General features: G+C 60.7%; 19 protein-coding genes and 1 pseudogene. All 20 read right to left on the bottom strand.

What is annotated here, in order from left to right:
* Window positions 1-127: 127 nt before the first annotated feature.
* On the bottom strand, window positions 128-1,564 hold the full coding sequence (fliD, locus tag AB4O40_RS25285) for a flagellar filament capping protein FliD (protein WP_056721561.1): 1,437 nt from the start codon (window positions 1,562-1,564) through the stop codon (window positions 128-130).
* Window positions 1,565-1,647: 83 nt separating this feature from the next.
* The gene (locus AB4O40_RS25280; RefSeq protein ID WP_056721560.1) at window positions 1,648-2,001 is read right to left on the bottom strand and encodes a flagellar protein FlaG; all 354 of its coding nucleotides are present in this window, start codon (window positions 1,999-2,001) and stop codon (window positions 1,648-1,650) included.
* A 73-nt stretch (window positions 2,002-2,074) separates the two neighbouring features.
* On the bottom strand, window positions 2,075-2,926 hold the full coding sequence (locus tag AB4O40_RS25275) for a flagellin domain-containing protein (protein ID WP_056721558.1): 852 nt from the start codon (window positions 2,924-2,926) through the stop codon (window positions 2,075-2,077).
* Between the two features lie 244 nt (window positions 2,927-3,170).
* The gene (locus AB4O40_RS25270) at window positions 3,171-3,437 is read right to left on the bottom strand and encodes a hypothetical protein (protein ID WP_056721556.1); all 267 of its coding nucleotides are present in this window, start codon (window positions 3,435-3,437) and stop codon (window positions 3,171-3,173) included.
* Window positions 3,434-4,726 (bottom strand): motility associated factor glycosyltransferase family protein, encoded by a 1,293-nt coding sequence (locus tag AB4O40_RS25265; protein ID WP_223541112.1) that lies wholly within the window; start codon window positions 4,724-4,726, stop codon window positions 3,434-3,436. The genes AB4O40_RS25270 and AB4O40_RS25265 overlap by 4 nt, the downstream gene beginning before the upstream one ends.
* 90 nt (window positions 4,727-4,816) lie before the next feature.
* Window positions 4,817-5,743 carry a ketoacyl-ACP synthase III gene (locus AB4O40_RS25260; RefSeq protein WP_056721553.1) on the bottom strand — a complete coding sequence of 309 codons (927 nt, stop codon included), beginning with the start codon at window positions 5,741-5,743 and terminating at the stop codon, window positions 4,817-4,819.
* Window positions 5,744-5,969: 226 nt separating this feature from the next.
* Complete coding sequence (gene pseI / locus AB4O40_RS25255) at window positions 5,970-7,022, bottom strand: pseudaminic acid synthase (protein WP_056721551.1); 1,053 nt, start codon at window positions 7,020-7,022, stop codon at window positions 5,970-5,972.
* Window positions 7,015-8,520, bottom strand: coding sequence for a UDP-2,4-diacetamido-2,4,6-trideoxy-beta-L-altropyranose hydrolase (gene pseG, locus AB4O40_RS25250; RefSeq protein WP_409078499.1), 1,506 nt, complete (start codon window positions 8,518-8,520; stop codon window positions 7,015-7,017). The genes pseI and pseG overlap by 8 nt, the downstream gene beginning before the upstream one ends.
* A complete protein-coding gene (gene pseF / locus AB4O40_RS25245; protein WP_056721546.1) occupies window positions 8,517-9,224 on the bottom strand; it encodes a pseudaminic acid cytidylyltransferase in 708 nt (235 codons plus the stop codon). The genes pseG and pseF overlap by 4 nt, the downstream gene beginning before the upstream one ends.
* The gene (locus tag AB4O40_RS25240) at window positions 9,221-9,841 is read right to left on the bottom strand and encodes a pseudaminic acid biosynthesis-associated methylase (protein ID WP_056721545.1); all 621 of its coding nucleotides are present in this window, start codon (window positions 9,839-9,841) and stop codon (window positions 9,221-9,223) included. Before AB4O40_RS25240 ends, pseF begins: the two co-directional genes overlap by 4 nt.
* Window positions 9,841-11,031 carry a UDP-4-amino-4,6-dideoxy-N-acetyl-beta-L-altrosamine transaminase gene (pseC, locus tag AB4O40_RS25235; RefSeq protein WP_460057504.1) on the bottom strand — a complete coding sequence of 397 codons (1,191 nt, stop codon included), beginning with the start codon at window positions 11,029-11,031 and terminating at the stop codon, window positions 9,841-9,843. Before pseC ends, AB4O40_RS25240 begins: the two co-directional genes overlap by 1 nt.
* Before the next feature lie 125 nt (window positions 11,032-11,156).
* Window positions 11,157-14,078: a TIGR00180 family glycosyltransferase gene (locus AB4O40_RS25230; protein WP_460057507.1), complete on the bottom strand. Its 2,922-nt coding sequence runs from the start codon at window positions 14,076-14,078 to the stop codon at window positions 11,157-11,159.
* A gap of 52 nt (window positions 14,079-14,130) precedes the next feature.
* A complete protein-coding gene (locus AB4O40_RS25225) occupies window positions 14,131-14,859 on the bottom strand; it encodes a cephalosporin hydroxylase family protein (RefSeq protein ID WP_223541117.1) in 729 nt (242 codons plus the stop codon).
* Window positions 14,860-14,889: 30 nt separating this feature from the next.
* Complete coding sequence (locus tag AB4O40_RS25220; RefSeq protein WP_409078502.1) at window positions 14,890-15,555, bottom strand: acetyltransferase; 666 nt, start codon at window positions 15,553-15,555, stop codon at window positions 14,890-14,892.
* Window positions 15,552-16,673, bottom strand: a complete 1,122-nt coding sequence (locus tag AB4O40_RS25215) for a DegT/DnrJ/EryC1/StrS family aminotransferase (protein ID WP_460057511.1) — start codon at window positions 16,671-16,673, stop codon at window positions 15,552-15,554. Before AB4O40_RS25215 ends, AB4O40_RS25220 begins: the two co-directional genes overlap by 4 nt.
* Window positions 16,670-17,896, bottom strand: a complete 1,227-nt coding sequence (locus AB4O40_RS25210) for a methyltransferase domain-containing protein (protein WP_460057514.1) — start codon at window positions 17,894-17,896, stop codon at window positions 16,670-16,672. Before AB4O40_RS25210 ends, AB4O40_RS25215 begins: the two co-directional genes overlap by 4 nt.
* Entirely contained in the window at window positions 17,893-18,453 is a 561-nt protein-coding gene (locus AB4O40_RS25205) for a dTDP-4-dehydrorhamnose 3,5-epimerase family protein (RefSeq protein ID WP_460057517.1), read from the bottom strand. The genes AB4O40_RS25210 and AB4O40_RS25205 overlap by 4 nt, the downstream gene beginning before the upstream one ends.
* Window positions 18,450-19,532 carry a CDP-glucose 4,6-dehydratase gene (gene rfbG, locus AB4O40_RS25200; RefSeq protein WP_460057520.1) on the bottom strand — a complete coding sequence of 361 codons (1,083 nt, stop codon included), beginning with the start codon at window positions 19,530-19,532 and terminating at the stop codon, window positions 18,450-18,452. The genes AB4O40_RS25205 and rfbG overlap by 4 nt, the downstream gene beginning before the upstream one ends.
* Window positions 19,514-20,287 (bottom strand): glucose-1-phosphate cytidylyltransferase, encoded by a 774-nt coding sequence (gene rfbF, locus AB4O40_RS25195; protein ID WP_056721524.1) that lies wholly within the window; start codon window positions 20,285-20,287, stop codon window positions 19,514-19,516. Before rfbF ends, rfbG begins: the two co-directional genes overlap by 19 nt.
* A gap of 279 nt (window positions 20,288-20,566) precedes the next feature.
* Window positions 20,567-24,159 (bottom strand): annotated as a pseudogene (locus tag AB4O40_RS25190) (glycosyltransferase).
* Window positions 24,160-24,266: the final 107 nt, after the last annotated feature.

Here is a 24,266-nt window from a genome sequence, read left to right as displayed (position 1 = left end):
TCTACCTCATTACCACAATGACTCGTATGACCAGTGTATCGTCTGCGCATCAAAAAACTTTAGATCAAAAGACAAAAACCCGGCACACGCGAAAATGCGGAGCCGGGTTTTTGTCGTCAGCTCATGACTAGCTGTTGGACTTCTGTGCATTCAAGGACGTGAAGAACGAGGTGATGCTGGTCGCCGTTGCCTTCATTTGCCCGACCAAAAGGTCCATTGCGTTGTATTTGGCGGTCAGCGTCCTGGTCATGTTCTCGACACGCAAGTCCAGCGCCAACTGCTGGTTCGAAAGGTTCTTGCTGAGGCTCTGCAGGTTGGTATTGCGCTGATCCAGCAACCCGCCCGTGGACACATAAGGCTTGATAGCAGTACCCATGCGCGCCAAAAGGCCGTTGGTATCATTGGTGCCATTGAACAGCTGCTGCACCTGGCCACTCATGCCGCCAGTGGTCATTGCCTTGTTGAACGTCGTCGTGTTGAACGCCAGATTGCCGGTTTTCTCGTCCGTCATCACGCCGAGCTGCGACAACACGGCCAATGGGCCGCCCGCACCGGGAGCCGTCAGTACGCCGCGGATATCGGAAATCAGTTGGCGCGGCATCGAGTCACCGGTAAATGCCGCCTGAACCGTCAGGTTGCCATCGGCATCCGCTGTCGCCCTGGACAGCGTGTTGATGGTGTTCATCAGGGTGTTGTAGGAATCAACGAACGACTGGATCGATGTCTGCAAACCGGTGGTGTTGGTCGCAACAGTGACGGTCGCAGCCGCTGGCGGCGTACCGGTGCTGGCGGACGTCAGGTTCAGGGTCAGGCCACTGACTGCACCGGTAACCGTGTTGCTCTTGCTGGTCACCGCCAAGCCGTCGATAGTCAGCGATGCATCCACTGCAACCCCGCTGACAGCCCCTGAACTTGAAGCCGAAGGGTTGCTGCCCATCGGTTGGGTACCGTCGATTTCAAGGCCGGCGATACCGCTGACCACAAGGTCGGAACCCGCACCGGTCTTGCTGGAGCTGATCACCAGTCGCGATGCACCGGTGCTGTCGGTCACGATGTTGGCAGAAATACCATTGCTCGCCTGCGCAGAGTTGATGGCATCCCGGGTGCTCTGCAAGGTCGCATTGGCCGGAATTGTGACATCGTAATCAGTGCCATTCTGACTGATTTTCAGAGTACCACTCGGAATGGCACTGGCGGCACCGCCGGCAAAAGAAGCACTGGCTACTTTCGAGCTGGTGGCCAGATTATTCACAACAACGCTGTAAGTGCCGGCAACGGCGGTATTGTCGGAAGTCACCCCCAGAATCGACGGGGTACCCGAAGTTGCGCTAAAGCCCGCAAACGCAGGATTGGTCTTGCTGCCGAGATTGGTCAGCGCCGTCTGAAAGGCCGTCAGTGCGCTTTTCAGAGAACCGACACCGGAAATCCTCAGCGTGTTGGTTTTGGTCTGAGTATCGATCTGCGTCTGTTTCGCCGATTTGTCGGCGTTGACCAGCGCAGTAACGATCGCACCGATATCCAGGCCAGAGCCAAGGCCCGTACCCGGCAAAATTGGACTTGCCATTTTTAGTCTCCCTTCAGGTTGCTGCCACTCTTTTGACCTTTACCTGCGTCCAAAGAACGTACAAACACTATTCATGCCAGCTATCAGACTTTGGCGTCGAACAATACGTGGCTCGCATTGCTCAGACTTTCCGCCAGCTTGAGGGCTTCCGCGGAGGGGATCTGTCGCACGACTTCACCCGTTTCGCTTGCAATCACTTTGACAACGACCTTTCCGGATTGCTCGTCGATCGAGAACTCCAGATTGCGCTTGATCGACTGTACAAACTTTTCGATCTGCTGCACCGCCTGCTTCAGATGGGTGTCATCCTTGTCCGGCTTCTCGTCCGCCTCCGGAGCCACGCTGACGGCCTTAGGCTTTTCCGGCGCCTTATCCGTGACGGTGCTCGCTGGCTGGGGAGCCGGATAAGACACGCCAAGCTTTACGCTCATCTCCATGCCCATCACCTCTTAACGTAAAAAAGCGAGAGAGCGTGACAAGCACACTCCCCCGCCCAAACTCATTCCGAAATTACTGAAGCAGCTTCAGTACAGCGGAAGGCAGTTGGTTGGCTTGAGCCAGAACCGAGGTAGAAGCCTGTTGCAGGGTTTGCTGCTTGGTCAGGTTCGCGGTTTCTGCGGCGAAGTCGGTGTCTTGTACACGGCCTTGTGCAGCAGTGGTGTTTTCCACGATGTTCTGCAGGTTGGAGATGGTGCTGGTCAGACGGTTTTGCGAAGCACCCAGGTTTGCGCGGGTGGCGTTGATCGTTGCCAGTGCGGCGTCGATCGCGGTGATCGCGTTGTCGATGTTGGCCGACAGGGTGGCGGAAGTTGCACCGGTCAGAACAACAGTACCGCTGCCTACAGACAGGGAAACGGCGTCGAACTTGGAGCTCAGTACCAGGTCGATGCGGTTGGCCGAACCAGTGTTGGCGCCAACTTGCAGCTGCATGGTGCCAGCCGAACCGTCCAGCAGGTTTTTGCCGTTCAGGTTGGTAGAGGCAGAGATACGAGTGATTTCGTCAGACATCTGAGCGAATTCGGAGTTGGTAGCGGTCTGGTCAGCAGTGCTGTTGGTACCGTTACGTGCTTTAACAGCCAGTTCACGCATACGCTGCAGAATGTCGGTCGAAGCCTGCAGAGCGCCTTCAGCGGTCTGGGCAACGGAGATACCGTCGTTGGCGTTCTGGATTGCCTGGGTACCACCACGGATCTGTGCAGCCATACGGGTTGCGATCTGCAGGCCGGCGGCGTCGTCCTTGGCGCTGTTGATTTTCAGGCCGGAAGACAGGCGCTGCATCGAGGTCGAAAGCGCATCGGTAGCACGGTTCAGGTTTTTCTGGACGCCCAGCGACGTGGTGTTGGTGTTTACGGTTAAAGCCATGACGAATTCCTCGTTGGTTGGGTACTGCGGCTTCCGGCCCTGGCAACCGCCGGGTATGGCCTAGAGAACCTTCGTAATAGTTATCGTCGGGTTGGCAGGTTGCTTGAGGGCTTTTTAAAAAAAATTGCCATCACCCTGCCACCCCCGAGAAAACAAGGGCTTAGCGCCCCCTCAACCGTAAAAAAATGACGCCATGAAACTGTCCAGCCCACAAAGGCCCGTGCCAAAGCTGTCGCCGCCCATTTCAGGCCGGCAGTCTTTCCAGTAAATCGACCAACTCATATTCCATGAAGTCAGCGAGCCCCAGCCAATCCTGGCGCTCCTGGCAGTCCAGCATTTGCCTGAGCATCAAGGCCCAGGCCTGCTGTACATCCTGGGGCGCCCGCGCAAACAGGCGCTGCGTCTCATCGAACAGATCAACCATGATCAACGCCGCTTCGACATCACGTCCCAGGCGAAACAATCCCGCGCACTGCCGGCTGCCGTCGATGCCTTTCGCTTGAAACTTCATTGCACGAAATCCTGGTTGAACTGCGTACCGGCAATCATCGCCCCTGCCCGGCTGCTATTGAAAAAAAGCACCTCGGGATGCCTGGCAATGTAACGCTCGAGTTCGCACAGGTAACTGCGGAAATTGAGCTGCGTCTTGACCTTCTGCCCATGACCATCGTGCACCCAGTGCCTGGCCTGGTTCACTGGCGGCCCCAGGTCACCATCGTTCCAGCCGGTATGGGTCCTGTTCATGGGGAAGGAGAAATCGGCACCGAACAGCGTGATGCGTTGCGCGCCCATCTTCACTGCCAGATCGACCGCAGGGTGGATTACGCTGCCGCTGACGTAGAGCTGCCCGCGCGGATGTTGCTCACGCAACGCGGCGTAGACCGGGCTGGCGGAGTAACCGCCGTAACGCTTGCCTTTCCAGGCTTTGAGCATGTCTGGATCGCTCAACGGCAAGTACACCAGCGGAATGTCTTCGGAGTCCTTGCACGGCAAGTGCAGCGCACTGATGCGCTGATCGATGCTCACGACCAGGTCAGGTTTTATCCCGTGCTCGCGAAGGGGTCTGTAGGCGGTGTCGACACTGATGAACAGCGGTCGCGACGCTTGATTGCGCATGGCGGCCAAGCGCTCGAAATTCCCTTCAAGGCTTGGCCCTGTGCCGATCACATAGATTTCACGCTCGGGACAGGTGCCAAACAGCTGCGCCACATCATCATCGGACAGCAGCACTTCGAGGGTATCGTGCAAGCGCTGCACAATGACTGGCGACTGCGGGTCGAAATCACGATTATTGAAACTCAGGTGCACTTCGCTGACCAGGCGATCACGAATCTTCGCACTGAAGTCATCGGCCAGCAGCATTTCGGCCGGCAACGCAAAAAACGGCGTGCAGATGTCCGACATATCGCCGGCATACAACAGTTGCACGCGCGGATCGCCCAGCCATTGACGCTGATCGATCAGTTGCAACACCAGCGCGAACAGTGCGCCGTTTAGAATATGGACATAGAGCTTTTCAAGCCCGGCGCGCTCCAGCAGAACCGAAGGCAAATCGCCGAAACCGGTGCCGTAAACGTGCAGCTGTGGTTTGTCGAGCGGGAGGCTGGCCGCCTGCAGGCGGGCCTCGTGCAGACGATCATGACGGCTGGTGAGCTGGATGCCGCCTACGCACAACGTCGAGTCCCGACCTTCGATCAGGTTGACCTCGATACCCAGGCGATCTTCCGTTTTCAATCGCGCATACAGCGACGGCCAGCGCCGCTGGATAACCTGAGCATTGTCTTCAAAGCATTCGCTCATGCTACCTCGCATTCCATACAAGCAAAAAAGCGCTCAAGGTTAACCCTTGAGCGCTTTTTTGTACCGGCCTTTTTATTAAAAGACCTTCACTCAAGGACGATAGATGATCGCCGAACCCCATGACAGCCCCACTCCGAAACCGCTGAGCGCAACGCGCTTCCATTCGGAATCGAGAATATGCTTTTCCAGCAGCAATGGAATGCTCGACGACACCGTGTTACCGGTCTCGACCATGTCCTTGATGAACTTCTGCGGGCACTCTTCGAAGCGCCGCGCGACTGCATCGACAATCGCCGCGCTGCCCTGGTGAATGCAGAACGCGTCGATGTCATCAGCGCTCAATTGCGACTCGCCCAGCAATTCATGCAAATGCGCCGGCACCTTGAGCAGTGCAAAGTTGAATACCTGGCGGCCGTTCATGAAGAACACGCCGTCGGTGACTTTCAAATGTGGAGCGCCGGAACCGTCGGTGCCGAACTTGGCCTTGCCCAGTGCCCAGGTCGGGTTTTCGCCCATCCAGGTAGCCGTGGCCGCATCGCCGAACAGCATGGTGGTGTTGCGGTCTTCCGGGTCGACGATCTTCGAATACGGGTCGGCAGTGATCAGCAGGCCGTTCTTCAGCCCAGCGGCCTCCATGAAGCCCTTGATCGCATAGATGCCGTAGACATAACCGGAACAGCCCAGCGAAATATCGAACGCAGCGACGTTAGTCGGCAGGCCGAGCTTGTCCTGCACGATGGCTGCGGTATGTGGCAGGCCTTCTTCGTCACCGTTCTGGGTGACGACGATCAACGCATCGATGGATTCGCGTTTCAGATCAGGGTTGCTGGCAAACAGCGCATTGGCCGCTTCAACGCACAGATCGGAAGTTTCCTGATCAACGCCCTTGCGCGGCAGGAAGGCCGAACCGATCTTGCCCAGGATGAACTCTTCATCCTTCTCGAATTTTGCACCTTGTGCGTAATTGTCCACGCCGGCTACAGGAACGTAGCTCGCAATGCTCTTTATGCCAATCATTACGGCTTCCCAATAATAAACAGCCCAATACCACCACTCGCAGGAATCGAGGGGCGCCGACAAACCAGGATCTGCGTCGCCCCAAGGCGACGGCCGGGAAGCGTAGAGGGCCATCACTGATCCCGATAAAGGGTCAGGCGCCATCTTCCCGGTCAATACAATACAGTGAAGATGCGCGTTATGACTCGCAGGTCACTCTATTTTGCCGAATCTGCCCGGCAACGGGTCATTCGACCAACGACCAGTCCAGCGCTGTTCCACGCTGGATGGCCTGGCGGGCACGGCGTCCCAGGAGGCTTTGCGCATGCTTGGGCGCCAGCCCGAGCCCCGGACGGATGGCTCTCACGTTTGTCCCGTCGAAGGGCTCGCCAGCCGCCATGTCCTTGATCACATATAACGATCGACGGTACACCAGGGATGGGCGCTCAGCCTCGGTGAGGCCGTAATGCACCTGCCCCATGGCTTGCCAGGCGCGCTCGGTTTCGATCACCAGGCTGGCCAGTTCAGAGGGTTCCAGCGAGAAACTGGCGTCGACACCACCGGCCCCACGGTCGAGGGTGAAATGCTTTTCCACCACCGTTGCCCCCAATGCCACCGCCGCCACGGACACTCCGACGCCCATGGAGTGATCGGACAGCCCCACCTGGCAATCGAATAACTCGCGCAAATGCCCGATCGTGCGCAGGTTGCTGTTCGCGGGTGATGCCGGATAGGTGCTGGTGCATTTGAGCAGCACCAGGTCCTTGCACCCGGCTTCGCGGGCGGCGCGCACGGTTTCATCGAGTTCGGCGATGCTGGCCATGCCGGTGGAAATGATCAGCGGCTTGCCCGTCGCGGCTACCCGGCGGATCAGCGGCAAGTCGGTATTTTCAAAACTGGCGATCTTGTAGGCCGGCACGTCGAGGCTTTCGAGGAAGTCCACGGCGCTCTCATCGAATGGCGTGGAGAACGCCAGCAGGCCCAACTCTTTGGCGCGTGCGAAAATCGGCGCATGCCATTCCCAAGGCGTGTGGGCCTTTTCGTACAAGGCGTACAACGAAGTACCGGCCCACAGGCTGTTCGGATCCTTGATGAAAAACTCGCCCTCGGCCAGGTCCAGGGTCATGGTGTCGGCGGTATAGGTTTGCAGCTTCAACGCATGGGCACCGGCCCTGGCCGCGGCCTCGACGATTTGCAATGCCATGTCCAGGGACTGGTTATGGTTGCCGCTCATCTCGGCAATGATCAATGGCGGTGCATCGGCACCGATCAGGCGCTCGCCAATCTTGAAGCTAGTCATCTGCGTGATCCTTCAATACGCGCGTGAACGCGCAGGCACTCTGGGTAAAACCGGCTTCGCGAAAGACGTTCAGCGACGGCTGGTTAGCGGGCAACACCTGGGCGGTGAGCGACTCCAGTTCTGGCCAATGGACCTTCACAAAGGCTTCTCCACGGGCCAGCAGCGCCCTGCCCCAACCCAGGCCGAACCGGCCTTCGAACAGATAAATCGACACCTCGGCGGTAAAACCGCGCAGGTCATAACGCAGCACACCGACCGGGCCGTCATCGGCCTCGGCAATCAACAACAGCCGCCGGGGATTGCTCAGGCTCGCCGTCAGCCAGTTTTGATGCGCTGGCCATTCGATCACGCCGGTCTGCAGCGACCAACGGCGCACGGCCTCACAGTTGCGCCCGTCGAACAACAGCTGTGCATCTCCCAGGGTCGCCGGGCGCATCCTCAGCACCGCGCCGGCCAGCGCAACCGCTACCCGCTGCGCCCCCCGGCCATCGACCAGTTGTCGCGATTGCCGGGCCAGGCTCTGGCGCAAACCCTGGTTACCCGCGACAAGGCCAATGGCCAGGCGCAGTTGCTCGACACTGACCTGCTCGCGCCCGCCCATGAACACATGGGCACCCGCGGCCGCCATGACCTCGCCGTTGGCCTGCTGGTTGTTCGACACGGCAATGCAAATCGTCGGCAGCCCCATGGCCGCCCGTTCCCAACTGGTGCCGCCTCCTGCCCCGACAAACAGGTCGGCTTCGCTCATCAATCGATAAAAGTCGCTGACGAAACTGTGCAGCCGCCAATTCGGGCGACTCGCCGCCAACGCCTGCATCTGCGCCCAGGCCGGATTATCCGCCCCGGCGACAAAATCGACTTCCAGCTCAGCAAAGTCCGCCAGCGCCAGCATTGCATGATGGGTCTGCATGGCCGCGTCGAAACCGCCGAAATTCACCAGCACACGCTTGGCCCGGGGCTTGATTTCGATGGCCGGGCAACAGAACTCGTCGCGCAACATCGCATACCGGGGACCGAACAACGTCCGGCAACCCGGTGCCAGCAGCGAGGTATAAGCCTCTGGTGTGCCCGAGAGGTTCTGGTTCAGCAGCAAATCGGCGCTGTAGGTCCGCGTGGCGAGGTCATCCACCGCGGCGATCCGTGGCGCAAAGCGCCGGGCGGCCGTCTGCCAGTGATGATCGAGGCCGTAGTGGTCGACAATGATCCAGTCAAATGCCGGCTGGTGCTCCAGCAGCGGTTCGAGCGCGGCGATATCGGCCTGCCATGGCAGCATGGATTCGATGGCTTGCTGCGGGTCTTCATCGCTGTAGCGTTCGGGCAGCGCGAAGGTTTCGAAACCTTCGACCCGCAATGCCTCCAGTCGATGCCCCGGTAACAGGCGACAGGCGAACGCCACATGACTGCCCTGCCTGCGCAACACCCGGGCCAGGCACAGGCAGCGTGCGATGTGGCCGCTGCCGATGGTCGGCGAGGCATCGGAGCGAATCAGTACTCTCATTGCAATTCACCTCCGGCCTTCAGCGCGGCGTACAGGTATTCCGCGCGTTTCCAGTCTTGCGGTGTGTCGATGTCCTGCACCAGATGACGCGGCAGGATGACTGGCAGGCTGTACGGCGAGTACAGCACCTCGCCCCGCAACCAGGCATCGCAACGCCCCCAGTAGAACTGTCCGGCATCCTGATAGGCGATCGACAAATCCTGGGAGCGGGTATCACGGTACTGCGGATACAGCGCCGTCAATGCACCCTGATCGTCAAGGGTCAGGGCTCGCTGGACCGGGAAACCGAAGTCGCACACCGAGAAGGCGAACGACTTGTCCGGATGCTGCTCCAGCAGGCTCAGCCCCTGGACCAGAAATCGCGATTGCAACAACGGCGCGGTCGCGTAGATACAGCAGGCGCGATCAAACTCGTCCCCTTGTTCGCGCAAGGCTTGCAGGGCATGGGCGATCACCGCCGCGGTGCCCGTGAAGTCATCGGCCAGCGCCGCCGGGCGCATGAAGGGTACCTGGGCGCCACAGTCCCGCGCCAGCCCGGCGATTTCCTCGTCGTCGGTGCTCACCACCACCCGGGAAAACAACCCGGACTCCAGGGCCACCTGAATCGAGCGGGCAATCATCGGCACTCCGGCGAACGGCTTGAGGTTCTTGCGGGGTATGCGTTTGCTGCCACCGCGAGCCGGGATGATGGCAACATTGTTCAACGGCGTTTTTCCAGGACAAACCAGGTGATGTCATCCACCGGGAATTGCCGATCGCGGCGGTAACCGAAACCGTAATCAACCAGTTGCAGGTCGTCATAGCGATCGAGCATTTCACCGGCAAAATCGCGCTTGAACAATTTGCCGCTGTTGCCGCGATACGGGACCTCGATCGGCACCGGGTTGTAGTACTCGGCGATCAGTATGTAGCGCTGGCTCAACTCATACAGTTGCGCATACGCGGCCGGCAGCAACTCCGGTGCCAGGTGAATCAGCACGCCTTTGCTCAGGGTCAGGTCGAAGGTGCGTTCCCGGGGGAAATCGAACAGCGAACCCTGCCAGATGTGCGCAATATCCAACGCCCGGGCCGCGGCACAAGCGCTGGCGTTGATTTCCACGCCGAACAACTCGCAGCGCGGCAACAGTTGGCGCAGTGCCTGCAGGTTGTTGCCGGCGTTGGTGCCCAGCTCCACCAGGCTATCGATGTGCCCGACCCGTGTCAGTGCCTTGGCAAACAACGCCAGGTTGGCCGCCACCAGCGGCTGCCCGACATTGCGCTCAACGTACTGGTTGCCGAATTCTCCCTGCCAGAAAGCTTCCTGCTCGGTCAGCTCACGCATCACACATTTCCCACCCGCCGCAATGGCTGGATTATTTCGATCAGCTGCCGCATCTGCTCGACCACATAGTCCTGCTGCTCATCACTGAGCAACGGATACAACGGCAGGCTGATGGCTTCGGCGTAGTAACGTTCGGCCTGGGGAAAATCACCCTCGGCGAACCCGAGATCACGATAGTAAGGCTGCAAATGCACGGGAATGTAGTGCAGGTTCACGCCGACCCCGACAGCTCGCAATCCCTCGAACACCTCACGATGAGTGAGACCGATCTGATCGAGCTGCAGGCGCACCACATACAGATGCCATGACGACTCAGCCTCGGGCTGTGCACCGGGCAGGGTCAGCGGCAAATACCCCAGCAAGCGCTCATAACGCGCCGCCAGTTCACGTCGCCGCTCGATAAATTCATCCAGTTTGTTCAACTGCGACAAACCGAGGGCCGCTTGCAGGTCGGTAATGCGGTAATTGAAACCCAGCTCCACCTGTTCGTAGTACCAGGGGCCGTGGCTGGGTCCGGTCATCTGCTGCGGATCCCGGGTCATGCCGTGGCTGCGCAAGCGTTGCAAACGCTCGGCAAGTTCCGGGCTGTTGGTCATGACCATGCCGCCCTCGGCGCTGGTGATGATCTTCACCGGATGAAAGCTGAACACGGTCATCGCGGCAAACTCGCCACAACCCACCGGGCGCCCGGCGTACGACGCACCAGCGGCATGGGCCGCGTCTTCGATCACGGTAAAGCCATAGCGCTTGGCCAGTGCGGCAATCCTGCGCATGTCGCAACTCTGCCCCGAGAACGCGACGGCCACGAGCACTTTCGGCAGCCGGCCTTCTCGCTCGGCCCGTTCCAGCTTGACGGCCAGCGCAGCGGCATCGAGGTTCCAGGTCAGCGGGTCGATATCGACAAAATCCACCTCGGCACCGCAGTAGCGACCACAGTTGGCCGAGGCGAGAAAGGTGTTCGGTGTCGTCCACAGCCAATCGCCCGGGCCGAGCCCCGCCGCCAGGCAAGCGATGTGCAGGGCCGCCGTGGCATTGCACACCGCCACGGCAAAGCCGGCCTTGCAGCGTTCAGCCATCGCCCGCTCAAAGCGCTCGATGGTCGGCCCCTGGGTCAGCCAGTCAGACTGCAATACACCGACCACGGCGTCGATATCCGCCTGATCAAGGCTTTGCCGAGCGTAAGGAATCATGCTGGCAACCAGACACGCACCAGCGCGTTCCGGATGATCCGACACCCGAACGAACCGGTCCCGCCTGCGATGAAAATCGATTTTCCGTTGAACATGCCTTGAATCCTTATACCTGTTCGCCGGGCCTAGCCGAGCATCTGCGCCCAGTTCACCGAAGCACTTTCGCCCAGGGCAAAGCCTTTGCCGCTCAAGGCCAGATTGGCGTTATAGGCCTGGTCCTGGGCAAAAGCTGCCGCCCACTTGTCACGCAGCGCATCGAGGGCCTGCGGCACCTGTGGCACTTCACCCGAGTGAATGACCTGTACCAGCGGTGTCCACACGGTAAGGTAGCCGGCCTGACCGGCCCTGAGGCACAGATCGACGTCGCTCAAGCCGTCGGCGAAGGTCATGCTGTCCAGACCGTCCAGCTCGTCGAACAACGCTTTGCGCACCATCAGGCACACCTTCGACACCGCCGAGTAGTTCTGCTCCAGCGCCAAGCGGTGCAGGTAACCTTCGGCGTCATGTTTTTCACCGACGAAGGCTGAGCCCACGCCACCGTTCATGCCGAGGATCAGCCCGGCCTGGGTGACCTTGCCGTCGCGGTCGATCAACTTGGGACCAACCACGCCGACTTCCGGACGCTGGGCGTGATTGAGCAGCGACTCAAGCCAGTTCGGATTGACCACTTCACTGTCGGCGGCCAACAGCACCAGGTACTCGCCCTGCGCCTGCTGACTGGTGGCGTTGTACAACGCCACGTCGCTCAGGCTCTGGTCGGCACGCAGCACGCTGACTTTCGGATGCTGGTAGGTGCCCAGCCAATCGTTGACCTCGGCCGACTGATTCGGGTTGAGCGCGATCAGCACTTCGTACTGGATGTAGCGGGTCCGCAGCAACACCGCTTGCAGGCACTGTTGCAACGCCGCCAAGTCATCCCCGGCCGGCACGATGATCGACACCAGCGGGCGTTCGGTATGGCGGTAATCGATCTGATAAGTGCCAGGCAACGTCGAAGTGACCTTGGCCTTGTAGCCAAGATTGCCCAGGTGGCGCAACAACGCCAGGCGTTCATCGGCGTTTTCTTCCAGTGCCGGCGCCCGTGCAATCACCAGCGGTTCGTCCAGGTGGGCCAGCCCGTTGAGGCCACCCTGCTCGATGATGCGCAGCAGCAAGTCGAATTCCAGGGCCTTGCTGAAGTCTGGCTGGTAGCCGCCGACTTCAATGAACACTTCCCGACGGATCAACCAGTGACGCGCCATCAAGGCCGGCAGGCTTTGCAGCAAATCAAGGTTGAAACCCGGACGGAATACATCCACCAGTGCGCCTTCTGAGGTGCGCTGGATTTCGTCGGTGGCGACGGCGCGGCATTGCTCATCCGACAACAGCTCCAGGCTGGCGCGCAACAGGCCGCCAGCGGTGAACTCGTCGCCGGCTTCAGCCAGCATCAACCAGTCGCAAGGCGACTGACGAGCACTCTGGTTGAGTTTGTCGACATAGTTGCTTTGCGTGACACGGACAAAGTGCAAGGTGTTCTGCGCCGTGGTCGCCGCCGGTGCTTCACCGGTAGTGAAGATCACAATCTTGAATGCCTTGCCGTGACCTTCGAGCAGGCTGTCGAGAGAGACTTGCAGCTTGTCGATATCGTTATCCAGGTCCAGCAGGAAGATCCCGAACTGCGGACCACCGTCGTTGGCCGCCAGGTACTGGTTGATCGACTCAGCCTCGTCAGCCTCTGGCTGGCGGGGCGCGAGCCATTTGAGCAGTCGACCGGAGAGCATCTTGTCGAATGTCGCGCTGTTGCCTTCGACCGACACCGCCTCAAGACGCGCGGCCCAGTCACTCATGGCCTGCGCTTCCTCCTCTTCGCCCAGCAATTCGAGCTGCGCCGCCAGGCGCTTGACCACCGTACGGTTGAACACGTTGCTGTCGTGGGCTTGCCACAAACGGTCGACCACGCTTTCCGGTGTGTCATTGTTACGCGCCTGCATCAGGCTCTGTTGCCGCGTCCAGACGCCTTCCAGGCCTTGCAACTGGACACGACCGGCCGGCATGGCGTGCAACAGGAATTCGAACTGGGTCAACTGATCGAAAAACTGCTGATTGTAGAACGGCATTTCGACGTATTGCTTTGGACCGAAACGGCGCACAGGGCCAGTCTCGACACTGGTCCACGCAGACTCGAAAATCAGCTCTGTTGTCAGCGCCCGGCCCGTGCGCAGGCTATCGGCCAGGGTTTCGAAGCTTTGCAGTGCGAACTGCCTGCCTCGCTCTGGGTCCTCGCCTTGAACTTGAGTCGGCAGCCCGAAGAGGAAAGCGGCAAAGGCTTCACGTTCGGCGACCGTCCTGGTATCCGTATGAGCCAGCGTGTGGAAGATCTCGGTGTTGTGATCCGAGTACCCGTAGTTCATCTCGCGCACGACATACGGGATCGGCAGAATTCGCGCCTTGCCCCGCGCCAGCATGTAGTACGTGTGACCGATTTCCTGCCATTGGAAGGACGTATCGTGAGGCATGGCCTGATACCAGTCACGTACCAGGTCTGTGCGCTGGACTGCATAGAATGGCGGGAGGTACTGGTGCATGTAATCGAGCACACGCTCCTCGGCGTGCTCGGAGCAATAGTCTTCGCAGACTTTCTTGTCACGCCGGAAGTAGCTGACGCTGTTGGGTTGTGACAGGTACATCATGCTGTAGCCATGGCACAGGCCGTAGTCGGGATTGGCCTCCATGAATGCCACGGCTGCGTGCAGGGCGTCATGCACATGGAAGTCATCGTCGGCGGCGAACACCATGAACGCAGTGGTCACTTGCTCCACGCCAAAAGCCAGCTTGGCACGAACCCCCCAGTAGCCAAACTGCGGGACATGCTGGTAATCCACATTTTCAAACTGTCCGGCCAGGCTTGGCTGACCTTCAGTCGAAGAATCCAGCACCAGAATCCTGCAAGGCAAGCCGCTGTAGAAACGTGCAGCGCGACGCAAGAACGCCGGCCGCTCGTGAGACATCAGCACCACGGTCAACTGTTCGTTGAGTGCCAACCCGTGTTCAGAATTATTGCCTTGCATACATTTCCCCACATCGGCGAATCGCCGAAAAAACCCAACGATGTCTTGTCGTTTACCGCACGCGGCGCAGATAACCATCCGGCGCGACGGTGATCAGCAGCTTGCTGTGAATGGCCTGGTCGATCTCAAAGTCGCGGTTTTCTTCCAGGTAGGCCCATACCGCGGTCTTCGGGTTGTCGCCCTTGCCCCACGGGCGGTCCGGGAAGGCATCTTCGGGCATGTCTTCGACCACGGTATCCATCACCACGCAGTAACTGCCCACCGAGGTCATCGGGGCATAGGCCCGCAGCTCTTCCAGGACGTGCTCGTGGGTATGATTGGAGTCCAGTACCACCAGCACTTTCTTGCCTTCGACGCGCTGGCGAACCTGTTCGACGATCGCAGGATCGATACTCGACCCCTGGATCATCCGGATCCGCTTGCTCATCGGGTGCGCTTCGATTGCCTCACGGTTGTGCTGGCGAATATCGATGTCGACGCCCAGCACCTCACCATGGCCGATCAGTTCCAGCATCGAGGCGTAAAACACCAGCGAACCGCCGTGGGCGATACCGGTCTCGACGATGATGTCCGGCCGCAGTGCCCAGATGATCTCTTGCATGGCGACCATGTCCTGGGGGAACTGAATGATCGGGCGGCCCATCCAGCTGAAGTTGTAGGTGTACTTGTGTTTGGCGGTCGTGCCGACCCAGTCCAGCGACGTGGCTTGCAACGCTTTGTCCTGTTGCAGGCCTTCGATGTTCTCTTTTACTTCTTCACGAAACTGCTCATGAGGATTCATTACAGACTCTCCGGAAATTAGTCGCGGCGGTTAGTTGAAAACCCGACCGTCTTGAAAGGAAACAGGATTGGTCTTGATGGTCCTGGCGGGACTGCCCACCACAACCGCGTAGTCTGGAACGTCTCTGGTCACCACGGCACCCGCACCGATGGTGACCCAGCGGCCGATGCGCAAACGCGGCAGGATCGTGGCGTTGGTGCCGATGAAGGTGCCGTCGCCGATCTCGACACAACCGGCAATGCAGACACCCGGCGCCATGAACACCGAATGGCCGATCTGCCCCTCATGCCCGACCACGCAGCCGGCGCTGATGCTGGTGTTGTCACCCAGGCAGACTTGCGCCTGCATGATCACGCCCTCTTGCAGATAGGTGCCGACGCCCATCGTGATCATCGTCAGATCGATGCCCGGGTGGATGAAGTTGCCCAGGGTGCCACCGGCCTCGACGATCTCACAGGTGGTCCGGTAACGCAGCGCCGTGCTGCCGGTGATCAAATTGACAAAGCGTGTGTCGGGGCCTTTCAGCTCGGTCACCTTGTCGGTGCCACCCACCACCGGCACGCCATGAAACAGCGTGCCTTGCTTGGCCGGATCGTTATCGAGAAAGGCGAACTGCACGTCCGGCTGACTGCGTTTCAGGGTGAGGATCATCCGTACCGCTTCAGGATTGGCCGCCCCCAGCAGGTAAACCTTCATAGCCGGGTCCTTTTGAGTACCAGCGCGCGCAGCACCTCGATGACCCGGTGCTGATCGTCATCGGTCATGTCGTGGTAACTCGGCAGATTGATCGCGCGCTCAGGCAGCGCATGCGCCACGGGCGAGTCAGCCGTCAGTTGGCTGAACATCGGCAAGGACGACAGCGGCCAGAAGAACACCCGCGCGTCGATATCGGCGGCCTGGAAGGCTGCGATCAACATGTCCCGCGTAATCCCCAGCTCGCGGTCAAAGACCACGGTGGGCATCCAGTAACCGTTGCGCGCGTGTTCGGGCTCAGGGTTCATGGACAAGCCCGGCAACGGCGCCAGCGCCTGGGCGTAGTTGGCGAAGATCGCTCGCTTGCGTTCGATCAACTCGTCGATCCGCTCAACCTGTGCGCAACCGACGGCCGCTTGCAGGTTGCTCATCTTGTATTTGAAACCGAGGAAATCCGGCCAGAACTGTTTGCTGCTGCCCGCCACCCGGCCATGGTTGGACAGGGTCAGTACGCGGTCATACAGGGCCTTGTCCGACGTCACGAAGATGCCGCCTTCGCCGGTGGTCATGGTCTTGGTGCCATGAAAGGAAAACGCGCCGAACGCGCCCAGCGAACCGGCGGCCCGCCCACGCCACTGCGAGCCAATCGCCTCGGCGGCGTCTTCGATGACCGGCAGGCCGAACTCGCGGCCGATGGCCAGCAACGCGTCCATATCGCAGAGATTGCCGTAGAGGTGCACCGCCACGATCGCTTTGGTTCGCGGGGTGATCGCCCGGCGAACCTGCTGCGGGTCGAGGCACCAACTGTCCGCCAGCACGTCGACGAACACCGGTGTCGCCCCCAGATAGGTGATGGGCGCGGCCGAAGCGATCCAGTTGGTATCGGCAAGGATCACCTCATCGCCGGCACCGATGCCCAACGCCGCCATGCCCATGTGCAGCGCGCCGGTGCAACTGGAGGTTGCGATCGCGTACGTCGCCCCCACGTGCTCGGCAAAGGACTTTTCGAAGCGCGTCAGGTACTCGTAGCAGCGCTCTCCCCAACCATGGCGGACGGCATCGAGTACGTAGTCGGCTTCCAGCTCTCCGACGCTGGGCTTGGTGTAATGAATTCGGCTCATCGAATGATCAACTCGGGAATGGCAATGACAAAACGACCGTCCCATGCACGGATGCCGGCAAAGGCCTGGGTAATCTCATCCAGCAGGTTCCACGGCAATACCAGCACGTAGTCCGGTTTTTCGATGTCGATCTGTGCTGGCGACACGATCGGAATACGGCTACCGGGCAGGTACTTGCCTTGCTTGTGCGGGTTGGCATCGGCCACCCAGGCCAGCAGGTCCGGCTTGACGCCGGCGTAGTTGAGCAGGGTGTTGCCCTTGGCGGCGGCGCCGTAGCCGACCACGCGCTTGCCATCGGCCCCGGCCTGCAACAAAAAGCGCAGCAGGTCATGCTTGATGCGTTCGGCGGCGGGCGTCAGGGTCGCGTAGAACTCCGGCGTTTTCACCCCGGCGGCGAGTTCGGCCTGCAGCTGTTGCCGGACCGCCGGTTGCACGTCGCGAGGCTCGCCGTCCAGGCGCTGGACGAACACCCGCAGGGAACCGCCATGGGTCGGGAGTTGGCTGACGTCGAACACTTGCAGGCCATTGCGCTCGCACAAGGTCTGCACAGCGGTCAGCGACAGGTAGGAATAATGCTCGTGGTACAGCGTGTCGAATTGCTGGCCGGCCATCAGGGTCAGCAACTGCGGGAATTCGAAGGTTGCCACCCCCGTCGGCTTGAGCAGGGTCGCGAAGCCGCCAAGGAAATCGTTGATGTCCGGCACATGCGCCAGCACGTTGTTGGCGGCCATCAGGTCGGCGCCCCAGCCTTCGTTTTTCAATTGCGCGGCGGTGTCACGACCGAAAAACAGTTCACGAATCTCCAGGCCTTTTTCCCGCGCCGCTTGCGCGGTGCTGCGAGTCGGTTCGACGCCCAGGCAAGGAATGCCGCGCCCGTCCACGTACTGCAACAGGTAACCATCGTTGGCGGCGACTTCCACCACACGGCTGTCACCGGTCAGGCCGAAGCGCTCGACCATCTCGGCCACATAGCGCTCGGCATGGGCCAGCCAGGTACTGGAGAACGAACTGAAATAGGCATACTCGGCATCGAACAGGCTGTCGGCGCTGGTGTAATCCTCGGTTTGCACCAGCCAGCACTGCTGGCACACGGCAACCTTCAACGGCACCCATTGTTCGGCCTGCTCCAGCTGGTCGGCACGCACGTAGGCGTTGGACGGCGGCGAGGTGCCCAGGTCGATCAGCGGCAGGGTCAGCGCAGCGGCGCAACCTCGGCAGTTCATAGACGCACTCCGGCAAAGTGTTCATCAAGCGCCGGATGACTCGCATCGCGCGCCGACAGATTATTGACAGGCAACGGCCAGGCAATCGCCAGCCGTGGATCGAGCACCGACAACCCGCCTTCGTGTTCCGGCGCGTAGTCGTTGCTGTGCAGATAAAGCAGCTCGGCGTCGGCACTCAGGGTCTGGAAGCCATGGGCGAACCCGGCCGCAATCAACAGGCTGCGACCATCGCCGGCACGCAGGTGTTCGGCGTGCCAGTGCAGGAAGGTCTCGGAGTCGGGACGCAGATCCACCGCGACATCCCAGACCTCACCGCGCAGGCAGGTGATCAATTTGGCTTCCGGCGCTCGGGCACTCTGGTAATGCAGGCCACGCACGCTGCCGCGTTCGCGGGTGCAGGAGTGATTGATCTGGCGGATATGAAACGCCTGGCCAAACGCATTGAGGCTGCCTTCGCAAAACAACCGGGAAAAGTGCCCGCGCTCGTCCTCGAAGCGTTTGTGCTGCACGCTGAACAAACCGTTCAGCGGCAACGCTTTCAACAGAAATTCACTCACAGCGTGCCTCGGTACAGGTTCAATTGCGCCAGGCTGACGGCGCGCATGTCGTCGCCGTTCTGCCACGCCAGATGCCAATCCAGGGTCTGGGTCAGGCACTGCTGCAGCGACCAGCGCGGTTGCCAGCCGAGCAATTGACGGGCGCGGCTGCTGTCCAGGCGCAACAGGCCGGCTTCATGCATATCGCTCGGTTCGATACGTAGTCCACGTGCTTGCGGCCAGCGGCTGGCGAGCAGTTCGACCACTTCACCGACGCTGCACATGTCCGCTTCACCGGGACCGAAATTCCACGCCCCAGCCAATTGCGGGCCTTGCTCGAACAAGCCGGCCGCCAGTTGCAGATAGCCGGCCAGCGGTTCCAGCGCGTGTTGCCATGGGCGCACCGCCTGCGGATAGCGCAAGGTCACCGGCTCATCAGCCGACCACGCCCGCAGCACGTCGGGAATCAGCCGCTCCGGGGCGAAATCGCCACCGCCGAGCACGTTGCCGGCACGCGCCGTGGCCAACGCCAAACCGTGCTCGGCGTGCTTTTGCGGCGCAAAGAACGAGGCGGCATAGGATTGCGCCAGCAATTCGCAGCACGCCTTGCTGCTGCTGTAGGGATCGTGACCGCCCAACGCTTCGTTTTCGCGGTACGGCCACAGCCATTCCTGATTGGCGTAGACCTTGTCGGTGGTCACCAGCACGCAGGCGCGCACGCCGCCCACCTGACGGATCGCCTCGAGCAGGTTGAGCGTGCCCATGACGTTGCTGGAGTACGTGCCCAACGGGTCGCGATAACCTTCACGCACCAGCGGCTGTGCCGCCAGGTGCAGGACGATTTGCGGCTGGGTCTCGGCGATCAGTTCCAGCAAAGCGCCCAGGTCACGCAAGTCGCCGCGCTGATCGTTGATGCCTTCATGCACCCGCGCCAGTTCGAACAGACTCGACTCGGTGGACGGATCGAGGGAAAACCCGCTGACTTCGGCACCCAGGCTTTGCAGCCACAACGTCAGCCAACTGCCCTTGAAACCGGTATGGCCGGTGACCAGCACCCGCTTGCCGCGCCAGAATTGCGGGCTCAGTCCCATTGCTTCCATGGGGCCTCCCCGCTCTGCCACAATGCTTCGAGGTGATTCTTGTCGCGCAGGGTGTCCATCGGTTGCCAGAAACCGTCGTGCTGGAACGCCATGAGCTCGCCGCGCTCGGCCAGGCCGTCCAGCGGGCCGGACTCCCAAGAGGTGTCGTCGCCGTCGATCAACGGCAGCACTTTGGGCGACAGGACAAAGAACCCGCCGTTGATCCAGCCACCGTCGCCGCGAGGTTTTTCAGTGAAGCCCAGGACCTTGTCGCCATCGCGATTAAGCGCGCCGTAGCGGCCTGGCGGCTGTACCGCGGTGACGGTCGCCAACTTTCCGTGCTTGAGATGGAAATCCACCAATGCACCGATATTGAGGTCCGATACACCGTCGCCATAAGTAAAACAGAAGGCCTGTTCGTCTTCGAGGTAGCGTCGGGCGCGGCGCAAACGGCCGCCGGTCATGGTCTCTTCGCCGGTGTCGATCAGCGTGACGCGCCATGGCTCGCTGTAGTTCTGGTGAACATCCATGCGGTTGTTACACATGTCGAACGTGACGTCGGAGGTGTGCAGGAAGTAGTTGGCGAAGAAGTCCTTGATCGCATAGCCCTTGTAGCCAAGGCAGATCACGAAATCGTGGATTCCGTGAGCGGAGTACTGCTTCATGATGTGCCAGAGAATTGGCTTGCCGCCGACCTCGATCATCGGCTTGGGCTTGAGGTGCGACTCTTCGCTGATCCGCGTACCCAGGCCACCCGCCAAAATAACTGCCTTCATCCCCTTTCCCTCTTGTTCGTCACAGGGCTCAGCCAAGCTGTATCAAGCTTTTGCGGGCCATCTGGGTTAAACCTGCCGCCGTTCAGAGCGCATCCGGACTCACCGCAAGTGCTCGTTTTATGGCGATATAAGGGGGACTTGCAGGAAACGCGCCAGCTCTTTCAATCCGCTACCGGGCAATGCCTGGCGGGCATCTTCAACGCTGATTGCAAAGTCTGGCGGCAAAAAAAGGCAGGCGACTCAAGGTCGCCTGCCTGTTCCGGATGGATGCGCGAACGGTCAGTCCGCCAGCCAGCCATTTTCCCAGTAGCGCAAATTGTCGCCGCGCAGCACGTAGTCACGCAGCACGATCTCGCGCAACTCATCGCCCATGCGATAGCTCGCGTCGGGATCGGCCAGGTGCATGCGGATCGCCTGCAGCCATTCATCCGTGGAGTTGGTCTTGATCCGGGTGCACGGCAGGTAGCCGCGATAGGCCTCGGTGTCGGTGCAGATCACCGGGTAACCGCAAGCACCATACTCCAGTAGCCGCAGGTTGCTCTTGCAGTCGTTGAAGATGTGGAACTCCAACGGTGCCAATGCCAGATCCAGGTTCAGGCTGGCCAGTTTGGCCGGGTACACGTCCAGCCCGATCACCCCGTGAAACTCATGCATGTACGGGCGCAAATCGTCCGGGCACATACCGAAGAATACCCAGTCGACTTCATTGGCCAGTTCGCGGACCACATCGGCGATGACCGCCAGGTCACCGTGGTGGCTGGTGCCGCCCCCCAGCCGACCCGAGGCTTTTTCGAGGTGCGGCGCTGACTGCGCAGATCGGTCCACAAGTGCGACGCCAACATGTTGGGCACCACGCGAATGTCCTGATGCATGTCCGACAGCGCGTTACCCAGCGGCTCGGTGGACACCACCACGCGATCGCACATGCCGATGGCGCGCCGGACCAGCGCCTCCATTTCATCCTTGCCCGGCATATTGCGGATATGCGCATTGCGGTGCGGGACGTTGATCACGAAGTCATCGAGCTCATAGATGCGTCGCGCGCTGGAGTATTTTTGCAGGCTCGGGATTTCGTTGATCGGACCTTCGGAATAGCGCCCCTGCAAGATGATCACGTCAGGCGAATGGCGCTCAACTTCAATGATGGTCGGCAGGTTGTAATGAATGCGTCCGTGCGCCCTGCCGGCGGCCTCAAGCTCGATCAACGGTTGCGTGACCCGGTAATGGCCGATGGCGGACGCGTTGACCGGCAACGCGAGAATCTTCGGCAACTGAGCCTTGGAAAACGGGCTCCAACCAGATCGCAAGCCGGGCTCGAGACTGAAGCTTGCCCCGCCCAATCCCTGCAATGTCAGGTTGGTGTTGTAGGCCGGATCACGGGCCACGATCGGCAGCCAGCGCTTATAGAAAACCTCCTGCTCCTGCTCGCCCCGGGCCTGGTCACCTTCTTGCGCAGCCACCGCCGGTTGCGCGCCCAACGCCAGTTGAGCGTGAGGCGTCCAGACCACCAGGTAACCTTCCTGGCCGACGCGCAAACACAGGTCGACCTCGTTGAGGGACTGCGCCAGGCCCTGCTCATCCAGGCCACCGACCGCGTCAAAGACCGCCTTGCGCACCATCAGGCAATCGCCGCCGACAGCACTGTAATTATGAGCGACCTGCAAGCGGTACATGTACCCCGCTGCGTGCAACATCTCACCATGGAACGGCACCCCGGCCGGCCCTTGCAACCCGAGAATCAGGCCGGCGCGCAGCACGCGGCCATCGGGGTTGAACAGCTTGGCCCCCACCACGCCGACTTCCGGACGTTGCGCATGATTGAGCAGTTCACCCAGCCATTGCGCCTGGGTGATCACCGTGTAGGGATTGAGCATCAGCACGTACTCGCCAGCGGCCTGCTTGACGGCGAAGTTGCGCACCGCCGCCGCATTGCCCTGCAACTCGCAACGCAGCACCCGGATCCGGTCGCTGCCCAGCTGCGACATGCCGGCGAACCAGTCAAGCGCCTCGGCGCTCTCGCTGCCGTTGTCCACCAACAGCAACTCGTATTCGCCGTAGGCGGTTTTCTCCAGCAGGCTCTCGACACAGCGTTGCAATGCCAGGGTCTGGTCCTTGCTGACGATCACGATCGACACCAGCGGCCGATCCGCATGGAGATAGTCGACCCGATTGAGCAGCGCCGAACTGCCCTGGCGAATGTCGTGGGCGACACCCAGGCGCTGCAAGTGCGCCTCAAGCAACCGTGGATTGGTGTCCACCACTTGCGGCAGCGACAGCCATTTGGCCAGGTCGAACGCCGACTCCAGCAACACCTCCGAAATGTGCCCGACCACGTGCGTGCCAGCACTCTCGACCATTCGCCACAACACATCGTGTGGCGCCAATTCGCCGTACACCGAATCGAAACCGCCCAGCGCCAGGAATTGCTCGCGCTCGAATGCCAGCGCACGCCCCACGTAGGGATAGCTGCGCATCAGGTCCAGGTTGAAGTCTGGCTTGAATGCAGGCTCGGCCGACTCCCCCTGATGCAGCCCACCTTCGTCGCTGTACAGGCAGGTCAGCGTGCGCGACAGCGCAATGCGTTCAGCCATGACCAGCAAGGCCGGCGCCACCAGGCGATCACCGGCACGCAACAGATAGAACCAGCCAGTGCCTTCCAGTTGCGGTAACAGCGCGTTGATCTGCTGCTGCCAGTCGTCCTGCAACGGCATGCGGAACACACGCTCGTCCAGCACGGCTTCCGTGCAAGACGCCGAAAGCACCAGCGTCAGCTCAGGGGCGTATTCCTGATCCACCAGCGATTGCAGGGTGAGTTCCAGCGCCGAACGGCTGCCTTGCTCATCGATGATGATCGGAACGATTCTGGGTCGGGTTGGCCACCCCTCCAGCGTATCCGCCAGCAGCTCGCGCTGACCCTCGGTGAGAGCGCGGCACGCCAGCCACTGGGCATACAGTTGCGCGAAACTGACACTGGCGATGCCGACATGCCAGTCCTGGGTGGTCTGCTTGGTGCCCAGGGTCCGGCTCAGTGGCAACTCCTCCCAAACCCGTGGCGATTCATCCGCCCGAGTCAGTGGCAGATAGCGCACCCAGCCCTGCGCCGGCGCTGATTCGCCGCTACGGGCCTTGAGCATCTGCGACAGCCACTGCCGTTCGGTTTCGGCTGCGTCCTTCATCGACTGCTGGCTGCTCAAACGCTCGGGGTACAGGCGCTCGATGCCGAGCACGTGATTGGACACCGCCAGGTTGCCGCGCCGCATCAGGCAGACGTACAAGGCGAAATCGAGGGTCGCGACAAAGCAATGGCCGGGCTGAGTCAGTGCTGGAAACAGTTCGAGCACATCAGCCCGACGGAACATGGCGTTGCTGAAACCACCGAGGATGTTGACCGGGAAGTTTTCGAAGATCGCCAGCAGGTCCTCGCCCTTGAATATCCCGCCCACCGGGGAAAGCGGAGTGTTTTCCAGGCGCGACGGCAGTGGCATGTCGTCGGCATCCCAGAGCAGGCGCTGGGCCACGACCAGATTGACGTCAGCGCAGTCGATGAGCACCTGGGCCTGACGCTCGATGCAAGCCGAAAACAACTGGTCGTCATCACAAAGAAACTTGATGTACTCGCCCTGCGCCTGCTCCAGGCAAGCCTGCAGGTTACCCACCAGCCCCAGGGTCCGCGGGTTACGCATATAGCGCACGGTCGCCCCTTCCTCGACCAGCGAAGCCACGATGTCTTCGATCTCACGGCCGCGACTGTCATCGCAAACGATGATCTCCAGATTGCCGTAGCTCTGGCTCACAGCCGTGTGCAAGGCACGACCGAAAAAGCGCGGATTGAAGGCGGGAATGACCAGGCTGACAAGCGGGAGTGAATTCACGGCAGGCTCACAGGCGGCGCGAGCCCGCCCTGAAAAGCGAGCCCTTTGTTACCGCAAAAAAAGACGATAAATACTGAAGGGGCAAGGCCATCGGGCGCCTGCGCGCC

The sequence above is a fragment of the Pseudomonas sp. S2_F07 genome (assembly GCF_054668325.1).
The sequence above is the reverse complement of the archived record's forward strand: the minus strand, read 5'-3'. Positions and strand labels throughout refer to the sequence as shown.